Annotated in this window: 16 protein-coding genes and 1 pseudogene; 6 read left to right on the forward strand and 11 right to left on the reverse strand. The window is 71.7% G+C overall.

Annotated elements, in window-relative coordinates; all coding sequences use genetic code 11:
- Positions 1-153: 153 nt before the first annotated feature.
- Positions 154-2,919 carry a glycosyl hydrolase gene (locus tag ACZ6S5_RS27275; RefSeq protein ID WP_466004888.1) on the reverse strand — a complete coding sequence of 922 codons (2,766 nt, stop codon included), beginning with the start codon at positions 2,917-2,919 and terminating at the stop codon, positions 154-156.
- Between the two features lie 310 nt (positions 2,920-3,229).
- Between ACZ6S5_RS27275 and ACZ6S5_RS27280 the strand changes: the two genes are divergently transcribed.
- From ACZ6S5_RS27280 to ACZ6S5_RS27290, 3 genes are read left to right on the forward strand one after another with little or no spacing between them, the layout of a single operon-like run.
- Positions 3,230-3,565: an ArsR/SmtB family transcription factor gene (locus ACZ6S5_RS27280; RefSeq protein WP_466004890.1), complete on the forward strand. Its 336-nt coding sequence runs from the start codon at positions 3,230-3,232 to the stop codon at positions 3,563-3,565.
- Positions 3,565-4,287 (forward strand): cation efflux transmembrane domain-containing protein, encoded by a 723-nt coding sequence (locus ACZ6S5_RS27285; RefSeq protein ID WP_466004892.1) that lies wholly within the window; start codon positions 3,565-3,567, stop codon positions 4,285-4,287. The genes ACZ6S5_RS27280 and ACZ6S5_RS27285 overlap by 1 nt, the downstream gene beginning before the upstream one ends.
- Positions 4,287-4,637 carry a DUF3703 domain-containing protein gene (locus ACZ6S5_RS27290; protein ID WP_466004894.1) on the forward strand — a complete coding sequence of 117 codons (351 nt, stop codon included), beginning with the start codon at positions 4,287-4,289 and terminating at the stop codon, positions 4,635-4,637. Before ACZ6S5_RS27285 ends, ACZ6S5_RS27290 begins: the two co-directional genes overlap by 1 nt.
- A 148-nt stretch (positions 4,638-4,785) precedes the next feature.
- On the opposite strand, the pseudogene ACZ6S5_RS27295 reads toward ACZ6S5_RS27290, so the two are convergent.
- Positions 4,786-5,085 (reverse strand): annotated as a pseudogene (locus tag ACZ6S5_RS27295) (hypothetical protein); the annotation flags it as partial.
- On the opposite strand from ACZ6S5_RS27295, the gene ACZ6S5_RS27300 reads away from it, so the two are divergent.
- Positions 5,045-5,416 carry an ArsR/SmtB family transcription factor gene (locus tag ACZ6S5_RS27300; protein ID WP_466000068.1) on the forward strand — a complete coding sequence of 124 codons (372 nt, stop codon included), beginning with the start codon at positions 5,045-5,047 and terminating at the stop codon, positions 5,414-5,416. The pseudogene ACZ6S5_RS27295 and the gene ACZ6S5_RS27300 overlap by 41 nt on opposite strands.
- A gap of 198 nt (positions 5,417-5,614) precedes the next feature.
- On the opposite strand, the gene ACZ6S5_RS27305 is transcribed toward ACZ6S5_RS27300, so the two are convergent.
- The 9 genes from ACZ6S5_RS27305 to ACZ6S5_RS27345 all read right to left on the reverse strand — a co-directional run bounded on the left by ACZ6S5_RS27305 (position 5,615) and on the right by ACZ6S5_RS27345 (position 15,375).
- Complete coding sequence (locus tag ACZ6S5_RS27305) at positions 5,615-7,147, reverse strand: aldehyde dehydrogenase (NADP(+)) (RefSeq protein ID WP_466004896.1); 1,533 nt, start codon at positions 7,145-7,147, stop codon at positions 5,615-5,617.
- Positions 7,137-8,624, reverse strand: coding sequence for an FAD/NAD(P)-dependent oxidoreductase (locus ACZ6S5_RS27310; RefSeq protein WP_466004897.1), 1,488 nt, complete (start codon positions 8,622-8,624; stop codon positions 7,137-7,139). Before ACZ6S5_RS27310 ends, ACZ6S5_RS27305 begins: the two co-directional genes overlap by 11 nt.
- Positions 8,608-8,913, reverse strand: coding sequence for a (2Fe-2S)-binding protein (locus tag ACZ6S5_RS27315; protein ID WP_466004899.1), 306 nt, complete (start codon positions 8,911-8,913; stop codon positions 8,608-8,610). The genes ACZ6S5_RS27310 and ACZ6S5_RS27315 overlap by 17 nt, the downstream gene beginning before the upstream one ends.
- Positions 8,910-10,067, reverse strand: coding sequence for an NAD(P)/FAD-dependent oxidoreductase (locus tag ACZ6S5_RS27320; RefSeq protein WP_466004901.1), 1,158 nt, complete (start codon positions 10,065-10,067; stop codon positions 8,910-8,912). The genes ACZ6S5_RS27315 and ACZ6S5_RS27320 overlap by 4 nt, the downstream gene beginning before the upstream one ends.
- A complete protein-coding gene (locus tag ACZ6S5_RS27325; RefSeq protein WP_466004903.1) occupies positions 10,064-10,747 on the reverse strand; it encodes a GntR family transcriptional regulator in 684 nt (227 codons plus the stop codon). Before ACZ6S5_RS27325 ends, ACZ6S5_RS27320 begins: the two co-directional genes overlap by 4 nt.
- Complete coding sequence (locus tag ACZ6S5_RS27330) at positions 10,744-11,745, reverse strand: proline racemase family protein (RefSeq protein ID WP_466004905.1); 1,002 nt, start codon at positions 11,743-11,745, stop codon at positions 10,744-10,746. Before ACZ6S5_RS27330 ends, ACZ6S5_RS27325 begins: the two co-directional genes overlap by 4 nt.
- Positions 11,742-12,647, reverse strand: a complete 906-nt coding sequence (locus tag ACZ6S5_RS27335) for a dihydrodipicolinate synthase family protein (protein WP_466004906.1) — start codon at positions 12,645-12,647, stop codon at positions 11,742-11,744. Before ACZ6S5_RS27335 ends, ACZ6S5_RS27330 begins: the two co-directional genes overlap by 4 nt.
- Positions 12,648-12,698: 51 nt before the next feature.
- A complete protein-coding gene (locus ACZ6S5_RS27340) occupies positions 12,699-14,021 on the reverse strand; it encodes an aminopeptidase P family protein (RefSeq protein WP_466004907.1) in 1,323 nt (440 codons plus the stop codon).
- Between the two features lie 61 nt (positions 14,022-14,082).
- Positions 14,083-15,375, reverse strand: a complete 1,293-nt coding sequence (locus ACZ6S5_RS27345; RefSeq protein WP_466004909.1) for an alpha/beta fold hydrolase — start codon at positions 15,373-15,375, stop codon at positions 14,083-14,085.
- A 491-nt stretch (positions 15,376-15,866) separates the two neighbouring features.
- Here ACZ6S5_RS27345 and ACZ6S5_RS27350 point away from each other — a divergent pair, with 491 nt between their 5' ends.
- Positions 15,867-17,435 carry an amidohydrolase gene (locus ACZ6S5_RS27350; protein ID WP_466004911.1) on the forward strand — a complete coding sequence of 523 codons (1,569 nt, stop codon included), beginning with the start codon at positions 15,867-15,869 and terminating at the stop codon, positions 17,433-17,435.
- 160 nt (positions 17,436-17,595) lie between these two features.
- Positions 17,596-17,877 (forward strand): hypothetical protein, encoded by a 282-nt coding sequence (locus ACZ6S5_RS27355; protein ID WP_466004913.1) that lies wholly within the window; start codon positions 17,596-17,598, stop codon positions 17,875-17,877.
- The last annotated feature ends 81 nt before the right edge of the window (positions 17,878-17,958 follow it).

Here is a 17,958-nt window from a genome sequence, read left to right on the forward strand (position 1 = left end):
CCCCCCCCCCCCCCCCCCCCCCCCCCCCCCCCCCCCCCCCCCCCCCCCCCCCTTCCCCCCCCCCCGGCGCCCCCCCCCCCCCCCCCCCCCCCCCCCCCGCGTCGATGGCCGGGCGCCGACTGGGCGCCCGGCCATCGTTGTCGCCTCGTCCCGCTACAGCAGGCTCAGCGGTGTCTTCCAGATGCCCCGGCCGTGGGTGGCCGCGTAGAGGTAGCCATCGGGCCCGATCGTGAGGTCGAACACCGTGGTGAGCGGCAGCGCGCCTGTGGTGCCGGAGACGCCGCCGATGCGCTGCCAGCCGCTTACGTCGCCGGCGCTGTCGACGGTGCCGACCATGACGCCGTAGTCGGTGCCGACGATCAGCTTGCTGCCGTAGCGCAGGGCGTCGGTGGCGGGCACGTCGGGTGTGCCGGCCGACTCGTTTGTCCAGGTGACCTTGCCGTCCTTGGTGAGGACGCCCTTCCACACGTGGTCCTGGGAGGCTCCGGGGCCCTCGATGAAGCGGCGGTTGTAGCCGTTGAACACCACGTAGACGGTCGCGGTGTTGCTGGTCACCTGGTCGATGTGGACCGCGTTCGGGAAGCGCGACGGCAAGCCGGTCATGTCCAGCTCGTGCCAGGCGCCACCGAAGTTGGTCTGCACGCCACGGGAGAAGCCGGCGCTGTTGCAGTTGCTCTCCCCGCACCAGGCCGCGACGACGACGTCCCGGCTGGCGTCCCGCTTGGCGGTGGGGTCGGCGACGGCGTCGAGCCCGACGACCATCCGGCCCGGGGTGCCCAGGGTTGCCCGCTTCGTCCAACCGTGGTTGGCCAGCGACTCGGCCTGTTCCTCGGTGGTGGAGAAGCCGAGGTCGTGGGTCCAGATCGCGTTACCGCCGGCGACCCACCGCTCGCTGGCGTGGTCCCCGGTGTTCTCCGAGCCCCGCACCGGCCGGAAGGGGGCGGTGAAGCGGGGGTTGGTGTCCGGCACGGCCAGGTCGATGATCGCGTTCTCGGACCCGTCGGTCTGTCCGCAGGTGGTGGTCATCCACAGCTCGAGGTAGACGTACTCGTCCAGGATGTGGCAGCCGTTGCGCGGGTCGACGACGATGTCGCCGCCGTCGCCGCCGAACGGCGAGACCATCTCGGTGTTGCCCTGGTTGTCCTTACGGTCGCCGCGCAGCAGCGAGCCGCCGTTGTCCTGCAGGCCGCCCGAGATGGCCCAGCCGCCCCGCTCCGGGTCGGCGCCGATCCCGACGGAGTAGTACTGCAGGGTGCCCAGGCCCTGGGAGTGGTTGGCCCAGTCCTTCGCGTGCCCGAGCTTGTCGAGGGCCCCGTTGACGGGTCGGGACTTCACGCCGCCGTCGTTGCCGACGTACACGCGGTTGCCAAACGTGATGATCGAGTGCTGGTCGGAGTGGGTGGTCTGCGGGCAGCTGTTCTCGCCGTCGGAAATCGCCCAGCACTTCAGGCCGAAGTTCCAGTAGGGACCCGGTGTGGTCCAGCTCGTCCCGCCGTTGGTGGTCTCGTAGACCTCCTCCAGGCCCAGCCAGACGTGATCCGGGTGCCCGGGCTCGGCCAGGATGAAGTTGTTGTACCAGGCCTGCACGCCCGGCCGGTAGTACAGGCCGTTGCTGCCGCTCAGCGCCGAGCCCGACGCCTGGAGCTTGCCGCTGTCGGCGATCTGCGTCCACGGTCCGGCCAGAGTGCCACTGGCGGACTTGAAGACGCCGTAGAGCACGGTCATGGGCGAGTGGTTGATCTTCGTCGGGGACTCGACCACGGCGTACAGGACGCTCTTCCGCCCCGCCGCGTCGGTGCCCCAGGCGAACTCGGTGTTGCCGACCTGTTGGTAGCCGAGGGCGCCCTGCGGGTTGACCTGGCTGAAGGTGGCCTGCGCGCCGCTGGCGCTGTGGTAGAAGCCGTTGTAGCTCGCGTCCCCGCTACGCCAGGCAGCGTTGGCCAGCACCCCGCCGGCGTCGTCGACAGCGACGTCGTTGACGATGTTCTTGTACGGCTGGGTGATGTCGGCGTCCGCCGCCGGGTTCGGCATGAACACGTTGGTCCACGTCCGGCCCGCCAGCGGCTTGTTGCTGCCGTCCAGCGGGTAGCGCCAGAGGCCGCGGGTGGTCGCCGCGTACGCCCAGTGGGTGACGTCGTCGAAGCGCACCTTGTTGATGCCGCGGCTCTCCAGCTCGGTGCCCCCGAGCCGGTCGCTGTCCCGGAACTGGGCGGTGGCCAGGTCGGCGCTGGCCGCGCGTGGGTTGCGGAACATGCCCGCCCCGACGTACGAGGTACCGCCGGTGTTGGCCTCACCGGTGGCGTACCAGAGGGCGCCGTCGTGGTACTCGAGGTCGCCGGTGGACAGCGACAGGATGCTGTCGGAGATGGGCTGCCATGGGCCGTCGTCCGCCGGGTTGTCGACGTTGTTGAGCTTCTTGCGGAAGACCCCGCCGTTGGCGCCACCGGCGAAGAGGTAGCCATCGCCGGCGGCGAGGCCGGTGACTCGTCCCGCGACATAGCCCGACCCGCCGGAGGAGTTGGAGAAGTTCGGGTCGCGGTAGTGCGGGTCGTCGGCGTCGTACGGCAAGTTCGTCACCTCGGACCAGGCGCCGCCGTTGGAGGCCAGCGCCCGGAAGTCACCGAGGCTGGCGGAGAGCTGCCCGGGCGCGACGGACCCGTAGGGCGCGAGCCGGGCATTGGCCGCCGACGTGATCGAGCTGAAGATCTCTGAGGACTCGGACTCCGGATCGCCGACGATGCCTTCGACGCCGTGCCCCTCCTCCTCTTCCTCACCACCGATCCGTTCCAGATAGCCGCGGTAATGCGGCTCGTTGTCGTCCCTGGTGGCGAGCAGGCCGGCGGCGGTGACCGCGGCTACGACGACCGCGGCGGCGGTGACCGCCGCGACCCGCCTGCGCCGGGTGAGCAGTATGGCCATGAGTCTGTCTCCTGGGGGTTGGGAGGCTGCGGACCGGCAGAGCAGACGCTAGACCTGTGAAAGATCGTTCGGAATAGGTCTATGCGTGGGATTTCCGCAGGCAGCGGGCGTCCATTGGGCCCGCGCCAGGAGCACCTCTTTGGCGGGGCGCTCCCGCGGGCGTCCGATACTTGTCTTAGGGCAACAAAAGACGGAACCGGATATAGAGGGATCTGGCCATTTCGCGTAGCCCCGGCATTGCCGCCTCCACCCGACGGTCGGTCGGCGAACAGCCACCCTGGTTCGACTGTACAGCGGATGATGTACTGCCGTGGGTGTGGAGATGCTGACGTACGGGCAGGTGCTGGCGCGGTTCGGCCACGCGCTGTCCGATCCGACGCGAGCCCGGCTGCTGCTGGCGCTGCGGGAGGGGCCCGGTTATCCGGCGGAGCTGGCCGACTTGCTGGATACGACACGCCAGAACCTGTCGAACCATCTGGCCTGCTTGCGAGGCTGCGGCCTGGTCGTGGCCGTGCCGGAAGGACGGCGGACACGCTACGAGCTGGCGGATGCGCGGCTGGCGCATGCCCTAAGTGACCTGCTGGGCCTGGTCCTGGCCGTGGACCCGGCCGCCTGCCCGGACTCTGACGCCAAGGGGTGCTGCTGATGAGCCTGCCTCTGCTCCATTTGCCCGCCGGCCCCTCCCCCGCGCGGCGGGCGGTGCTCACCCGCCGGATACGGCTGCTGGTGGCCGCGACCATCACCTGGAACGTGATCGAGGCCGTGTTGGCGCTCACCGCCGGGACGATCGCCTCGTCGACCGCGCTAATCGGCTTCGGCCTGGACTCGATCATCGAGGTGTCGTCCGCCGCGGCGGTGGCGTGGCAGTTCGCCGGCCGCGACCCACAGGCGCGGGAGAGGATCGCGTTGCGGGTCATCGCGGTGTCGTTCTTCGCTCTCGCGGCCTACGTCAGCGTCGAGTCGGTGCGTGCTCTGCTCGGCGGCGCCGACGCCGACCACACCCCGACCGGTCTCGTTCTGGCCGCGCTGTCGCTGGCGCTCATGCCCGTGCTGTCGTACGCCCAGCGCCGCGCCGGCCGAGAATTCGGCTCCCGCACGGCCGTGGCCGACTCCAAGCAGACGCTGTTGTGCACGTATCTGTCCGCGGTGCTGCTGGTCGGTCTGGGCCTGAACTCCCTGTTCGGCTGGTCCTGGGCCGACCCTGCGGCAGCGCTGGTCATCGCCGCCCTCGCGGTCAAGGAAGGCCGCGACGCGTGGCGCGGCGACACCTGCTGCGCCCTCCCCCGGACCGTTCCTCCCCCTGCCGGCGGCGCCCCTGAGGAGTGTGGCTGCCAGCCAGGGTGCTCCTGCTGTGTGAAGGACAACTGATGACCAGAAAGATGCCCGCAATTGTCCGGGAGGCGTTCGATGCCGAACTGGCAACCGCCCGCACCACCGCCGATCCCACTGTCGCTTGGCGCGCAGCCGAGCGGGCGCACATCCTGTCTCAGCCCTGGCCGTGGCCGCACACCGTCGTGCATGCCACGATGTTGCGCCGAGCCCTGCGCGAGCGCGACGTCGTCGAGGCCGTCGGACAGGTCATGCGCCTCGCCGTCGCCGGCCCGGGCTCGGCCACCGGCCGCTACCCGCGCGGCAACACCGGGCGCTCACGGGTGCCGCTGACGCAGCCGATGCCGATGCCCGACGACCTCGCCGCGCTCCTAGCCACAGCCTCGTAGCCCACGTCCACCACGCCATGAAGGCTGCGGCGGGAGCGCTCGCGACGACGCCGGCCATGCCGCCACGCGGTTTGGCGACGCGCAGGGTGACGCAGGCGTGCCGCCATGCGCCACCCGGCTGAGACCGGGCGTCGAGGATGACGTAATCCAGACCGGCGCGGCGCAGATAGTAGCCCGCCGCGAGGCCCGCCTGCCCGCCCCCGACGACCATCACGTCACACGATCCGGGCACACTCGGCACCTCCTCCGGCCGTCGATCATCATCCCGAGTGGCCCACAACCCCGACACGCTGGGTCGATGCCGTAACTCGCCTATCCGGCCGGAATGGGTCAATCCGGCTCCCTGCCGCAAACTGACGGTGACCGGGTCCTGGTTCAACCGGCCTATCGATGGTGTTGGTGTCACGATGGGAGGCGTGGGAACTGCCAAAACTGCAACGCCTGCCATCTCGCCGCTCAGCGGCGAGCCGATCAAGCGTGCCGATGCCGAGCGGCTCGCCGGAGTGCTGAAGGCATTCGCCGACCCGGCCCGGCTACGACTGCTCAGCCTGATCCAGTCCGCCCCCGAGGGCGAGGCGTCCGTCAGTGACCTCACCGCGCCGCTCGGCCTCTCCCAGCCGACCGTGAGTCACCACCTTCGGATCCTCACCGAGGCCGGCCTGCTCGAACGCGAAAAGCGGGGCGTCTGGGCCTACTACCGCCTCGTGCCATCCGCGATCGCGACGATCGCCGACCTGCTGACCCCGCCCCGCAAGCGAGCGACGAAGAAGGCCCGCTGAGCGGCACCCGCGAAGGCCGATGAGCCGCTTCGCAGCGGTGGCGATGGCCGACCAGGCATCAGACCGAGCGGTGGTCGAGGGCGGTGTGGCGGCGGTTGGGCGAGGTTCTCCACTTTTCCGGCCGGCAGCCACCCCGGCCAGAGTGTCACGCCCTGCCCGGTGGACGCGTTCGAGGCCTCTCCGCCCACGCCTGAGCCACTACCCGGCCGAACGGACACCGTCGACCGTGCGGGGAAGGCCCAGCGGATTGGCCTCGCGCAGTTCCGATGGGAGCAGCGGGTCCGGGACACCCTGGTAGCAGACCGGACGTAACCACCGCTCGATCGCGCTGCTGCCCACCGACGTCGAGTCGCTGGTGGAGGCGGGGTAGGGGCCGCCGTGATGCATGGCTGGGGCGACCGTCACCCCGGTGGGCCAGCCGTCCACAACGACGCGCCCCGCAAGCTCGCTCAGCTCGGCGACCAGTTCCGCCGCTGCGCCGTCCCGCTCGTCGGGGGCCAGGTGCAGGGTCGCGGTGAGGTTGCCCGGCAGGGTGCCGAGCACCGCGTCCCGCTCGGCGGGTGAGCCGTAGCGGACCAGCACGGTGACCGGCCCGAAGCATTCCTCCAGCAGCTCCCCGTACGGGCCGCCCTCGGCCAGCCGCGACGCCGCGACGGTCAGCACGCCCGGCCGGATGGCCAGCGGAACCTCGTCGTCGCTGGCCTCCCCGGCCTCGCGCGGTTCTGCCACCCCGGGGAGCGCGGCGCGGGAACGGACTCCGGCGAGGAACGCGGCCCGCATGCGCGGGTCGAGCAGCGGCCCCGACGGCGCCGTCGCCGTGACGACCGCCTGGATGACGGCGTCGCCCGCCGACCCCTGGGGGACGAGGACGAGGCCCGGCTTGACGCAGAACTGGCCCAGACCCTGGGTGTACGAGGCAGCCAGTCCCGCTCCGATCTCTTCGGCCCTGGTCTCGGCCGCCCGCGCGGTCACCACGACCGGGTTGAGGCTGCCCAGCTCGCCGTGGAACGGGATCGGCCGCGGCCGGGAGGACGCGATGTCGAACAATGCCCGACCGCCGCGTACCGAGCCGGTGAACCCGACGGCCGCGGTCAACGGGTGGCGCACGAGTTCCGGCCCTGCGTCGAAGCCGTGGACCAGGCGGACGACGTCCTCGGGCAGTCCGACCTCGGCCGCCGCCGAGCAAAGAAGCCGGGCACAGAGGACGGAGGTGGCCGGATGGTCCGGGTGTGCCTTGACCACGACCGGGCAGCCCGCAGCCAGGGCACTCGCGGTGTCGCCGCCTGGCACGCTGAACGCCAGCGGGAAGTTGCTTGCGGCGAAGACCGCGACCACGCCCAGCGGCACCTTGAGGCGCCGCAGGTCAGGGCGGGGCGCGGGCTCCGCCGACGGGTCCGCATGGTCGATGATCACGTCCAGGTAGGCGCCGGCTTGGACCACGTCCGCGAATGCGCGGAGCTGATAGCAGGTGCGGGCGAGCTCGCCGGTGAGCCGCACCCGGCCGAGCGCCGACTCCGCGTCGGAGGTTGCGACGATCTCCGCATCGTTCTTCTCCAGGAGCGCGGCGGCCGTGCGGAGCAGGTCGGCCCGCGCGGCGCGGTCCCTGAGCGCCGCGCCGGCCGCGGCGGCGGCCCGCACCGCCTCGTCCACGTCCTGCGCCACCGCCTCGGTCGCGACGCGTCCGCGCGGCTCTCCGGTACGCGGGTCGATGCTCAGCACGTCACGCACCATCTCGTCCTCCCTCTTCGGTCCTGTCTCCGGTCGCCTCGACCTGCGCCGGGTCGGCCAGGCGGGCCAACTCGCCCAGGGGCACCGGTACGGCGATGCTGCGGGTGGCCAGGCTGCGCAGGTCCGCCGGCGTTGTCTCGCGCCTGCTCAGACAGGCCGCGATCCCAGCGGTGGCGAAGCCGCACACCCGCCCCTGGCACCAGCCCATCCCCGGCCGTGCGAGCATCTTCAGCGTGCGGGCGTCGTCTGCGCCGAGGTCGTCGTGCGCCCGGCGCAGGTCACCGTACGAGACCTCCTCGCAGCGGCAGACCAGGGTGGTATCCGACAGCCACTGTGGCCACGCCGGCGGGATCGGGTAGGTGCGGTGCATCGCGGCGGCGAATCGTCGCCCCCGCCGGACGGCGCGGCGCAGCCGGCTCACCGCGGCCGGATCGGCGGGATGGCCCAGTGCGGCGGCGAGGGCGAGCCCGCTGAGCCGTCCCTCGTCGACGGCCAGGGCCGCGCCGCCTACGCCGGTCGCCTCGCCGGCCACGTACAGCCCCTCGACGCTGCTGCGCTGGCAGTCGTCGACGGCCACCACGAGAGAGCCGTCGACGTCCTTGGCCATCTCCGCGCCGAGCATGAGCGGCAGTTCCAGCGACGGGGTGAAGCCCCAGCCGAGTGCCACGACGTCGGCGGGTATCTCCTCGCCCGGCCCGGCCGGGCGTCCGTCGCGCTCCACCCTGGCGATCCGGACCGCCTCGACCCGGTCCGTACCGAGGATCTCCCGGATCACCGTCCTCGTCCGGTAGGGGATGCGGTGCCGGGCCAGGAGCGCCGCGTACTGCAATGCCTCGACTGCCTTGCCCGGCTCGGAGAGCGCGCCGACCGGGTCGCGCAGCCAACCGCGCGCCGCGTTGGCCTCGACCACGGCCGCGACGGCCACCCCGGCCCGCGCGAGGCCGGTGGCCACGGGAAGCAGGAACGGGCCGGTACCGGCGACGACGGCCCGCCGTCCCGCCGCGGTACGGTGCCCCTTGAGCAGGGCCTGCACTCCCCCTGCGGTCATCACGCCGGGCAGGTCCCAGCCGGGCAGCGGCAGTTGCCGGTCGTATCCGCCGGGGCACAGGATCAGTGCCCGCACGACGAGGCTGCGGTCCGCTGCACCGGTCGCGGCGGTGGTGGCCGTCATCTGGATGGTGAACGCGCCGCCGTCGCCGGTGATGAGCCAGACCTGATGTCCAGGGAGGTAGCGGATCCGGCCGGCGGCTCGGAGCGCGTGCATGCGGTCCCGCAGCCGGGTGAAGACCGGCCAGTCATGATGCCCGACGGGTTTGTCGGGGCGAGGGTGGTTCTCGTCGTAGTGCCGCCAATACTGTCCACCGGGCTGCCCGGCGGTGTCGATGAGAGCGACCCCGAGTCCGGCCTCGGCGGCCGCGACCGCGGCGGCCAGGCCGGCCGGGCCCGCGCCGACCACGGCGACGTCAGGCACCTGGGGCATCGGTGTTCCTCCGGTCGCCGGCGTCCTCGGGGTTCACACCGGTCCGAGCGTCGTCGCCGAGGCTCATGCCGTCGGCGGCGGTGACCAGGCAGGCGCGCTGGTCGGGCACGCCGTCGACGGTGATCAGGCAGTCGAAGCAGACGCCGATGCCGCAGAACAGGCCCCGGGGCCGACCGCCTTTACGGGTGGTGCGCCAGTCGGTGATTCCAGCGGCGACCAGCGCGGCGGCGATGCTCTGGCCGGGCTCCGCCGCAACGGTGGCGCCGCGGAAGGTCATCCGGTGAGTCATCGGGGTGCCTCCTCGGCGTCGGCGAACCGGTCCGGTGCGAACGGCGTGAGGTCCAGATCCGGCCGCGCCCCCACGAGCGCCTGGGCGATCAGCCGTCCGGTGCCGGCGGACAGGCCGACCCCGGCCCCCTCGTGGCCGCAGGCGTGCCAGAGGCCGGGTGCGCGTGGGTCGGGACCGATGACGGGCAGGTGATCCGGGCAGTAAGGGCGGAAGCCGAGGTAGGTGCGTATCGCGCGGACGTGCCGAAGCATCGGGAACAGGGCGATCGCCTTGGCCGCGAGCGTGCCGATCGCGGTGGCGGACATGGTCCGGTCGAAGCCGACGCGCTCGCGCGACGCGCCAATGAGGATGGTGCCGCTGGAGGTCCCCTCGACGACGGGCGAGGTCTGCAGGGCGGCGTCGGAGCTGGCCACGTCGCCGACGTACTCGGCGGCGTACACCTTGTGTCGGATCGTCCGGGGCGGCATCGGCTGGGTGACCAGGACGAAGCCGCGCCGGGGCAGCACGGGGAGGCGCACCCCGGCGAGGGCAGCGACACCGCCGGCCCACGTGCCGGAGGCGTTGAGCACCGCCCCGGCGGGGATCTCACCCCCGGTGGTCCGCACACCGGTCACCTCGGCGCCCTGACGCAGAAACCCCGTCACCTCGGTTCCGGTACGCACCTGCGCCCCGCGCTCGCGGGCCAGCCGCAACAGGTGCGCTGCGACCAGCATCGGCTGAACCTGGGCGTCCTGCGGGTAGAAGGCGCCCCCAGCGAGTTCCGGGGAAAGGTGCGGCTCGTAGTCGCGCAGCTCGGCCCGCGTGACGTCACGGACCTCGATACCGCACCGGCGCTGCCGGACGGCGAACTCGCGCAGCGATCCGGCGCTCTGCTCCGACGCCGCGACCACCAGGCCGCCCTTGGCCTCGAACTCCCACAGCTCGCCGTGTTCGGCGAGGTCCTCGCGCCAGACCCGTTGCGAGTACAGCGCCAGGTCGAGTTCGGGGCCGGGCTCCTTGTCGGACACGAGCAGGTTGCCCTCGCCGGCGCTGGAGGTGCCCCCGGCGATCGCGCCGCGATCGACGACGACCACCCGCATCCCGACCAGTGATGCGAAGTACGCGCTGGCTGCGCCCACAACGCCTGCCCCGATGACCACAAGGTCCGCACTCATGGCGCGTCCTTGGCGCCACTTGCCCACAGACCTCGCACGTGCCCAATGTGCCGGTGCATGAGCAGCTCGGCCCCGACCGGGTCGCGGGCTTCGACGAAGTCCAGGAGTTCGTGATGCTCGGCGGCCGAGCGGCCCAGCCTGCCGCTCTGCAGCAGCGGGGTCAGGCCGAGCAGCCGGGTCTGCGAGCGCAGGTCGGCGACGGCGTCCACCAGGAACCGGTTGCGGCTGTAGCCGAGCAGGGTCAGGTGGAAGACATGGTCGGCCTCGATGTAGCCGACCAGGTCGCCCCGCTCCGCCGCGTCGACGATGGCCTGCGCGAGCGTCCGCAGCTCGGGAAGGTCCTCCTTCGGGATCACCGCCACGGCGTCCCGCACGGTCGGCGGCTCGATGAGCAGCCGCACGGCGGCCAGGTTGTCGAGATCCTCCTCGGATATCTCGGTGATCCGGAAGCCCTTGTTCGGATGAGGCACGACCAGGCCGGCCTTCACCAGGTCGAGCATGGCCTCCCGTACCGGGGTGGGCGAGACGCCGAGCTGCGCGCCCAGCGTGGGAGCCGAGTAGACGACGCCGGGCTTCAGCTTGCCGGAGATGATCGCGGCGCGCAGGGCGTCCCTGGTCCGGTCGCGGAGGTTCTCCCTGCGGCCGACGCCGGGCAGGTCCGGGACATGGGCCGGGCTCACAGCAGGAACCCTGCGGGGAACGGGTCGGTGGGGTCGAGGTGGAACTGCGAGGTTGCGGTGATCCACGCCCGGCCGGTGATCGACGGCAGCACGGCGGGCAGCGAGCCGACCGTGGTCTGGTCGAGCAGCCGGCCGGTGAAGCGGGTGCCGATGAACGACTCGTTGACGAACTCGTCACCGATGCCCAGCTCGCCGCGCGCGTGCAGCTGCGCCATCCGGGCGCTCGTGCCCGTGCCGCAGGGGGAACGGTCGAACCAGCCGGGATGGATGGCCATGGCGTGCCGGGACAGCTTGGCGGACGAGCCGGGGGCCGTCAGATGGACATGGTGGCAGCCGTTGATGTCGTCGCGCTCGGGGTGGATCGGCCGGTCCTGCTCGTTCACCGCTTGCATGATCGCCAAGCCGGCGGCCAGCAATTCGCCGGCGCGGGACCGGTCGAAAGGCAGCCCCAGCTCCGCCAGATCGACGATCGCGTAGAAGTTCCCCCCGAAGGCCATGTCATACCCGACCTCGCCGAAGCCCGCCACCTCGACCTTCCGGTCCAGCGCGTACGCGAATGACGGAACGTTCTGGATGGTGACCGACTCCGCGGCCCCGTCGCGCACCGCCACGGACGCGACGACCAGCCCGGCGGGCGTGTCGAGCCGGATCGTGGTCACCGGCTCGACGACGGGCACCATGCCCGTCTCGACGAGCACCGTCGCGACCCCGATCGTGCCGTGGCCGCACATCGGCAGCAGCCCGGACACCTCGATGAAGAGCACGCCGTAGTCGGCGTCGGGACGGGTCGGCGGCTGCAGGATCGCGCCGCTCATCGCGGCGTGGCCGCGTGGCTCGTACATCAGCAGCGTACGGATGTCGTCGCTGTTCTGCATGAACCACAGCCTGCGCTCGGCCATGGTCGCCCCGGGGACCGTGCCGATGCCGCCGACGACGACCCGCGTGGGCATGCCCTCGGTGTGCGAATCCACGACGTGGAAGGCGCGGCGGGATCTCATTTGTAGCCCTTGGTCAGGACGGTTTCGGTGTCGGCGGTGATCCGGGCCGCCACCTCGGCCGGGAGCGGCAGCCGCGGCGGACGGCAGGCCCCGCCCTTGCGGCCGGACAGATCCATCGACAGCTTGATCGACTGGACGAACTCGGTCTTGGAGTCCCAGCGCAGCAGCGGGTGTAGGTCGCGGTAGATCGGCAGCGCCTTGGCGATGTCGGCGGGGTCGCCCGAGGTGGCCAGCCGGTAGAGCTCGACGGTGCTCTCCGGGATGGCGTTCGGATAGCCGGCGATCCAGCCGACCGCGCCGGCGATGCCCAGCTCGAGCAGCACGTCGTCGGCGCCGACCAGGAGGTCCAGGCCGGGTGCCAGCTCAGCGATCTCGTATGCCCTGCGGACGTCGCCGGTGAACTCCTTCACGCCGACGATCAGCCCCTCGTGGAACAGTTCGGCGAGCAGCGAGGGGGTGAGGTCGACTTTGGTGTCGATCGGGTTGTTGTAGGCGACGACGGGAAGCCCGGCCCGGGCGACCTCGCGGTAGTGCTGGACGACGGCCCCGCGGTCGGCGCGGTAGGCGTTCGGCGGCAGCAGCAGGACGGAGGTGGCCCCGGCCTCGGCGGCCTGCTCGGCCCAGTGGCGGGCCTCGATCGCCCCGTAGGCGGCGACGCCGGGCATGACGCCGAAGCCCGCGGGGGCGGCCTGGACGGCGGCCTTCACGACGCTCGCCCGCTCCTGCGGGGTCAGCGTCTGGTACTCGCCGAGCGAGCCGTTGGGCGTCACCCCGTCGCAGCCGCCGGCAGCCAGGAACCGGACGTGCTCGGCGAACGCGTCGTAGTCGATGGAGAGGTCGTCATGGAAAGGCAGTGCCGTCGCGACGTGAACGCCACGCCATGGCCGGGCGGGGGTGGTCATGCTCTGATCTCCTGCGTGGTGAGTCCCGGGGGAGTGTCTGGCAGTGCAATTTCACATGTTAGCCGTCATCCACTTCTCCAGACCGTCGGCGTCCAGCGGCAGCTCGCGGGAAAGGACCTCCGCGCCGTCCGGCGTGACCAGGAGGTCGTCCTCGATGCGCACCCCGATTCCGCGCAACTCGGGCGGCAGGGTCAGGTCGTGTGCGTGGAAGTACAGTCCGGGCTCGACGGTGAGCACCATGCCGGGTGCCATGACCGCGCCCTGGTAGGCGTCCTCCGCGGCCCGGCCGCAGTCGTGCACGTCCAGGCCCAGGTGGTGGCCGATACCGCACACCAGGTAGCGCCGGTGCTGCTGGCCGGTGTCGGCGAGCGCCTCGTCCACCGAGACCGGCAACAGTCCCCAGTCCGCCAGCCCCCGCGCGATCACCTCCATCGCCGCATGGTGGAAATCGGTGAACCGGCGCCCCGGGCCCACCGCCGCCAGCCCGGCCCGGTGGGCCTGCTCCACCAGGTCGTGCACCTGCCGCTGGGCGGGAGAGAACCGCCCGGAGACGGGGAACGTGCGGGTGACATCGGCGGTGTAACAGCTTCTGACCTCGACGCCCATGTCGAGCAGTAGCATCTCGTCCGGCAGCACCGGGCCGTCGCAGCGCACCCAGTGCAGTGTGGGCGCGTGCCGGCCGCTGCCGACGATCGTGGCGTAGCCGGGACCGTTGCCGTACGCCCGGGCGTACCGGTCGAAGGTGCCCTGCAGCCACCGCTCCCCGGGCCCGGCGATCGCGGTGGGGATCTCCCGGACGACCGCGGCGAAGCCCTCGACCGTGCGGTCCACGGCCTCGCGGAGCTGCCCGATCTCCCACTCGTCCTTGTACATGCGCAGTTCGGCGAGGGTCCGGTCCACCTGCTCGTCCCGGGTCACGTCCTCGGTGAGCTCCGCGAGCGGCCGGACCTGGACGCCCAGCGCCCGCGCCCAGTCGGTCAGTCCGGGAGCGGCGCCGACCCACAGCTCGCCGTAACGGGCGTCGGTCCAGAAGCCGGGGTCGCCGGGACCGGCGGGTGGCGGCAGGTAGAGCGTGGCGTCGCCGCCGCGTAGCACCACCACGGCGTTCTCGACATCGCAGCCGGTCGCCCAGACGAAGTCGCTGTCCGGGCGGAAGTCGTACGTGGTGTCGTTGCTGCGTACGGGCGCCTGCCCTGCGGCCAGCACGATGGTCCGGCCGGGGAGCGCCTCGGCCAGCCGGGCCCGGTGGGCCACGGCCGCCTCGGCGGCGCCGGGGACGATGGACGGAGTACGTTCCGGCACGCCCCATCCCGTGTTCATGTACTCCGTGAACGCCGCGATCTCGGACAGTTTCGGCGGCTTGCCTTCACGCAACGGTGACTCCTTCTGTCTCGCGGACCGGTGGGCGTCCCGCCGTCGGCTTCGGCCCTTGTCCTCACGCATCGGTGACTCCTCCGCCCACCTCGCGGACCAGCTCGGTCAGCCGGGCGAAAACCTTGTCGTCACCGATGCCGTCGTGCTCGTACTCGTTGGTGACCCAGGCCCGGACGTTGCCGACCCGCGAGGCGGTGTCCAGTTGCAGGCCGGCGTCCACGTACATGTCGTCGTAGTAGACGGCGGCGGCCACCGGGATCTCGTTGCCGGCCAGCCGGTCGAGGTCGTAGAGCTGCGGCCACTCCCCCCGGCCGGCCAGCAGCTCGACGGCGCCGCGGAACGGGCGAAGTTGGGCGATCTCCTCGAACATCCAGGGATAGATCATCTCCCCGGTGAACAGCAGCGGCCTGGCCTCCTGCGCGAACTGGGGGTGCCGTAACCGTTCGGCCTGCGCCGCCCAGGCGGTGGCGCCGGCGCCGTGTCCGTAGATGCTCTCCTGCAGGGCCGCGAACAGTGGGTTGTCGCTGTAGGCGGTCCTCGCCAGCACCTGGTGCAGGAACGTCGCCGACAGCTCGTCCCCCGAAAATGCCTCGTCGAGCAGCCAGTGCAGGCGCTCGTATCCGGGCTTCATGCCGAAGTCGATGCCGAGCGACTGGAATCGCCGGACCGTGAGCACGTCGCCGTCGGGCAACAGCACATCGCCCTCGGCCAACCGATCGGCGATCCGGCCCACCTGCGCGACCTGGTGCGGATAACGCCGGTAGAACTGCCTGTTCTTCGCCTCCACCCGAAGATAGGTGCGCCGGTAGACCTCGGCCGCCGACGGGTCGAGACCGGGCAGGCCACCGGTGACGTAGCAGGCACTCAAGCCTTCCGGGGCCTTCGACAGGTAGGTCAGCGTGATGAAGCCGCCGTACGACTGCCCGAGGGTGGACCAGCGCCGGCCGCCGAAGACGGTCTTCCGTAGGTGCTCGTGGTCGGCGACGACCGAGTCGGCCCGGAAGCAGGCGAGGAAGCTGGCGGCCCCCTCGGCCGTCGCGAACCCGCGCATCCGGCGGCCGTCGACGCGGGTGCTGCGGCCGGTACCGCGCTGATCCAGCAGGACGACGCGGTGCTCCCCCAGTGCCTGCCCGAGCCAGCCGGACCGGTCGAGCGGGCGCGGGCCCTTCCCGCCGGGTCCGCCCTGCAGGTAGACCAGGCACGGCAGGTCCTCACCGGCCCGTACCGGATCGACGATCTCCCGCGCGAAGATCTGGATGGTGCCGCGCGCCGGGTCGGACCAGTCCAACGGCACGTCGGTCACGTGCTCGCGGACGCGCATGCCGGGAATCGTGTAGCTCGCGGTAACGGTCATCGGGTCGACTTGTCCTGCCTGATCCACTCGACGCCGAGCTGCCCGGACGCCATCAACATCCCCCAGTACGGTGTGCCATTGCACTGATCCTAGGCTCCGGCAAGGGAGCGGCAAAAGAGGGGCAAGGGTAGCGGGACGCGGCAGGTCTCGGGACAACAGAAAGTCCGCGCCCAGGCACAGCCTGTCGCGGTCGGCGCGCCAGTGCTGTACCGCCACCACGCATGTGGCGAGGTCAGCAGTGTCGACCTGCGCTCCGCACACTGCGGCGAGCCGATGCACGCCGGCGACGTCGACCTGCTTCCCGGACCCGGCGCGGCGACCTGACGCACTCGGACCCGCGAACCGCGCCGGTCGTTCGGCGAATCTTCGCCATGCACCTCGCCGGCGGTGGAACACAGCCCGGCCTTCTACGGCGTCTGTCGGCGGACCATGCACGGGCGTGACGCCGATTACTGTGGTGGGCCACCGCCCCTCGAGACCGTGAGAGTCAGATGAGCATCCGCGTGTACCGCAATGCCGCCATCCACACGGGAGACAGCGGCAACCCGTCGGCCAAGGCCATGGCTGTGGACGGCGATCGCCTGCTGGCCGTCGGCGGGGAGGCGGAGGTGCGCGAGGCCGCTGGCCGGGCAGCGGAGCTGATCGACCTGGAGGGCGCCGCAGTGCTCCCCGGGCTCTACGACGCCCACATCCACACGGCGCAGTACGCGCAGAGCCTGGGCGCCGTGGACCTGCGCGGGGCGCGCTGCTTGGACGAGGCCCTCTCCATGGTGGCCGCGCACGCGGCACGGCTGCGGCCGGGCGCCTGGCTGTTCGGCGGCCGGTGGAACAGCAACACCTGGGATCCGCCAGCGCAGCCGGACAGGTACGCCCTGGACTCGGCCTGTCCCGAGCTGCCGATCGCGTTGCCCAGCGTGGACGGCCACACGGTGTGGGCCAACTCGGCGGCCCTGCGGCTGGCCGGTATCGACGCGAGCACTCCCGACCCCGTGGGCGGCGAGATCGTCAGGGACGCGAGCGGCGAGCCGACCGGCATCTTGCGCGAGGTGGCCTCGGACCCGCTGCGCGACCTCATGGTCTCCCCCGACCTGCGCGACCTGCTGCACGCCGCGCAGGAGGAGCTGCTCGCGCTCGGCCTGACCAGCGTGCACGACATCGACGGCGAGGACTGCCGCGCCGCTTACCTCGCTCTGCGCGAGGCGGGCGAGCTGAAACTGCGCGTCCACAAGGCGATCCCGATGGTTCACCTGGAGGCGGCCATCGCCGAGGGCCGCCGCACCGGGGACGGCGACGACTGGATCCGCACCGGGCCCGTGAAGATCTTCAGCGACGGGGCACTCGGCTCACACACCTGCCACATGAGCAAGTCCTTTGCTGGCGAGCACGGCAACGTGGGGATCGCGGTCACCCCGTACGAGGATCTGGTCAGGCTGTTTGCCCGTGCCGCTGGTGCCGGCATCGCGGTGGCCACGCACGCCATCGGCGACCGGGCCAACCACCTGGTCATCGGCGCCTACGAGACGGTCGGCCGCACGGCGGGGTTGCGGCACCGCATTGAGCACGCGCAGCACCTGCGACCCGCCGACCTGGCCAGGATGGCCACGCTGGGCATCGTCGCCTCGATGCAGCCGGTGCACTGCACCAGCGACATCGATCTGGTCGACTCCCTGCTGGCTGGCCACGATCTGGCCTCCTACGCCTGGTGCGGGATGCTGAACGCCGGCGTCGCGCTGGCGTTCGGGTCCGACGCCCCCGTCGAAAGTCCCAACCCCTTCGCCGCGCTGTACGCCGCGGTAACCCGTGCCCGCCCCGACGGCACACCCGTCGGTGGCTGGCAGCCCGAGCAGCGGCTGAGTATGGCCGAGGCTGTCAGCGCCCACACGCTGGGCGCTGCCTGCGCTGCCGGCGAGGAGGACCGCAAGGGCATCCTCGCGCCCGGCAAACTTGCCGACTTCATCGCGGTGGACACGGATCCCTACCGGGAGTCGCCGGAGGCGATGCTGCACACCAAGGTCATGACGACCGTCGTCGGCGGCGACGTCCGCTGGCAGCAGTCCTGACGTTTCTGGGACCCGCCGATCACCACGGCGGCGATGACGTCGAACTCCATGCCGGCACCGAGGATGGTGACACCGGAGGACAGGCGGGCGGCGTTGAGGCCAAAGCCGGTGCGTTGCCGCAGCACCCCGCCGAGCAGGGCCAGACCCAGCGTGATCCCGGTTGCCGCTCGTCGGCGAAGGCGCAGCGACGATAGCGGGCTACCTGACGGCCGAGCGCGACCAGGGCCGAATCGCGTCCGACACCGACATGGACACGCTCGCGCTCACCTTGATCGGCGCCGCCCACCTGCTGTTCACCGAGCGGAAGGCCAGCCCACCAGAGCCTGAGGCCGTCCGCAAGGTCGTGACCACGATCCTGGCCAGTTGCCATGCGGTGACTGTGATCCCAGGTCCGGATGGGTCTGAGCGCCGGACCCGGCGGTCGGCTCACCCGGTCGTGTGAGCGCTGCCGTCACCTAGCGGCGGCGCGCACTTACGGCCGGCCGGGCGGACGGGCTACACCGGGGTGACCGCTCGTCGGAGC

Source organism: Micromonospora sp. NPDC051924, from assembly GCF_055586005.1.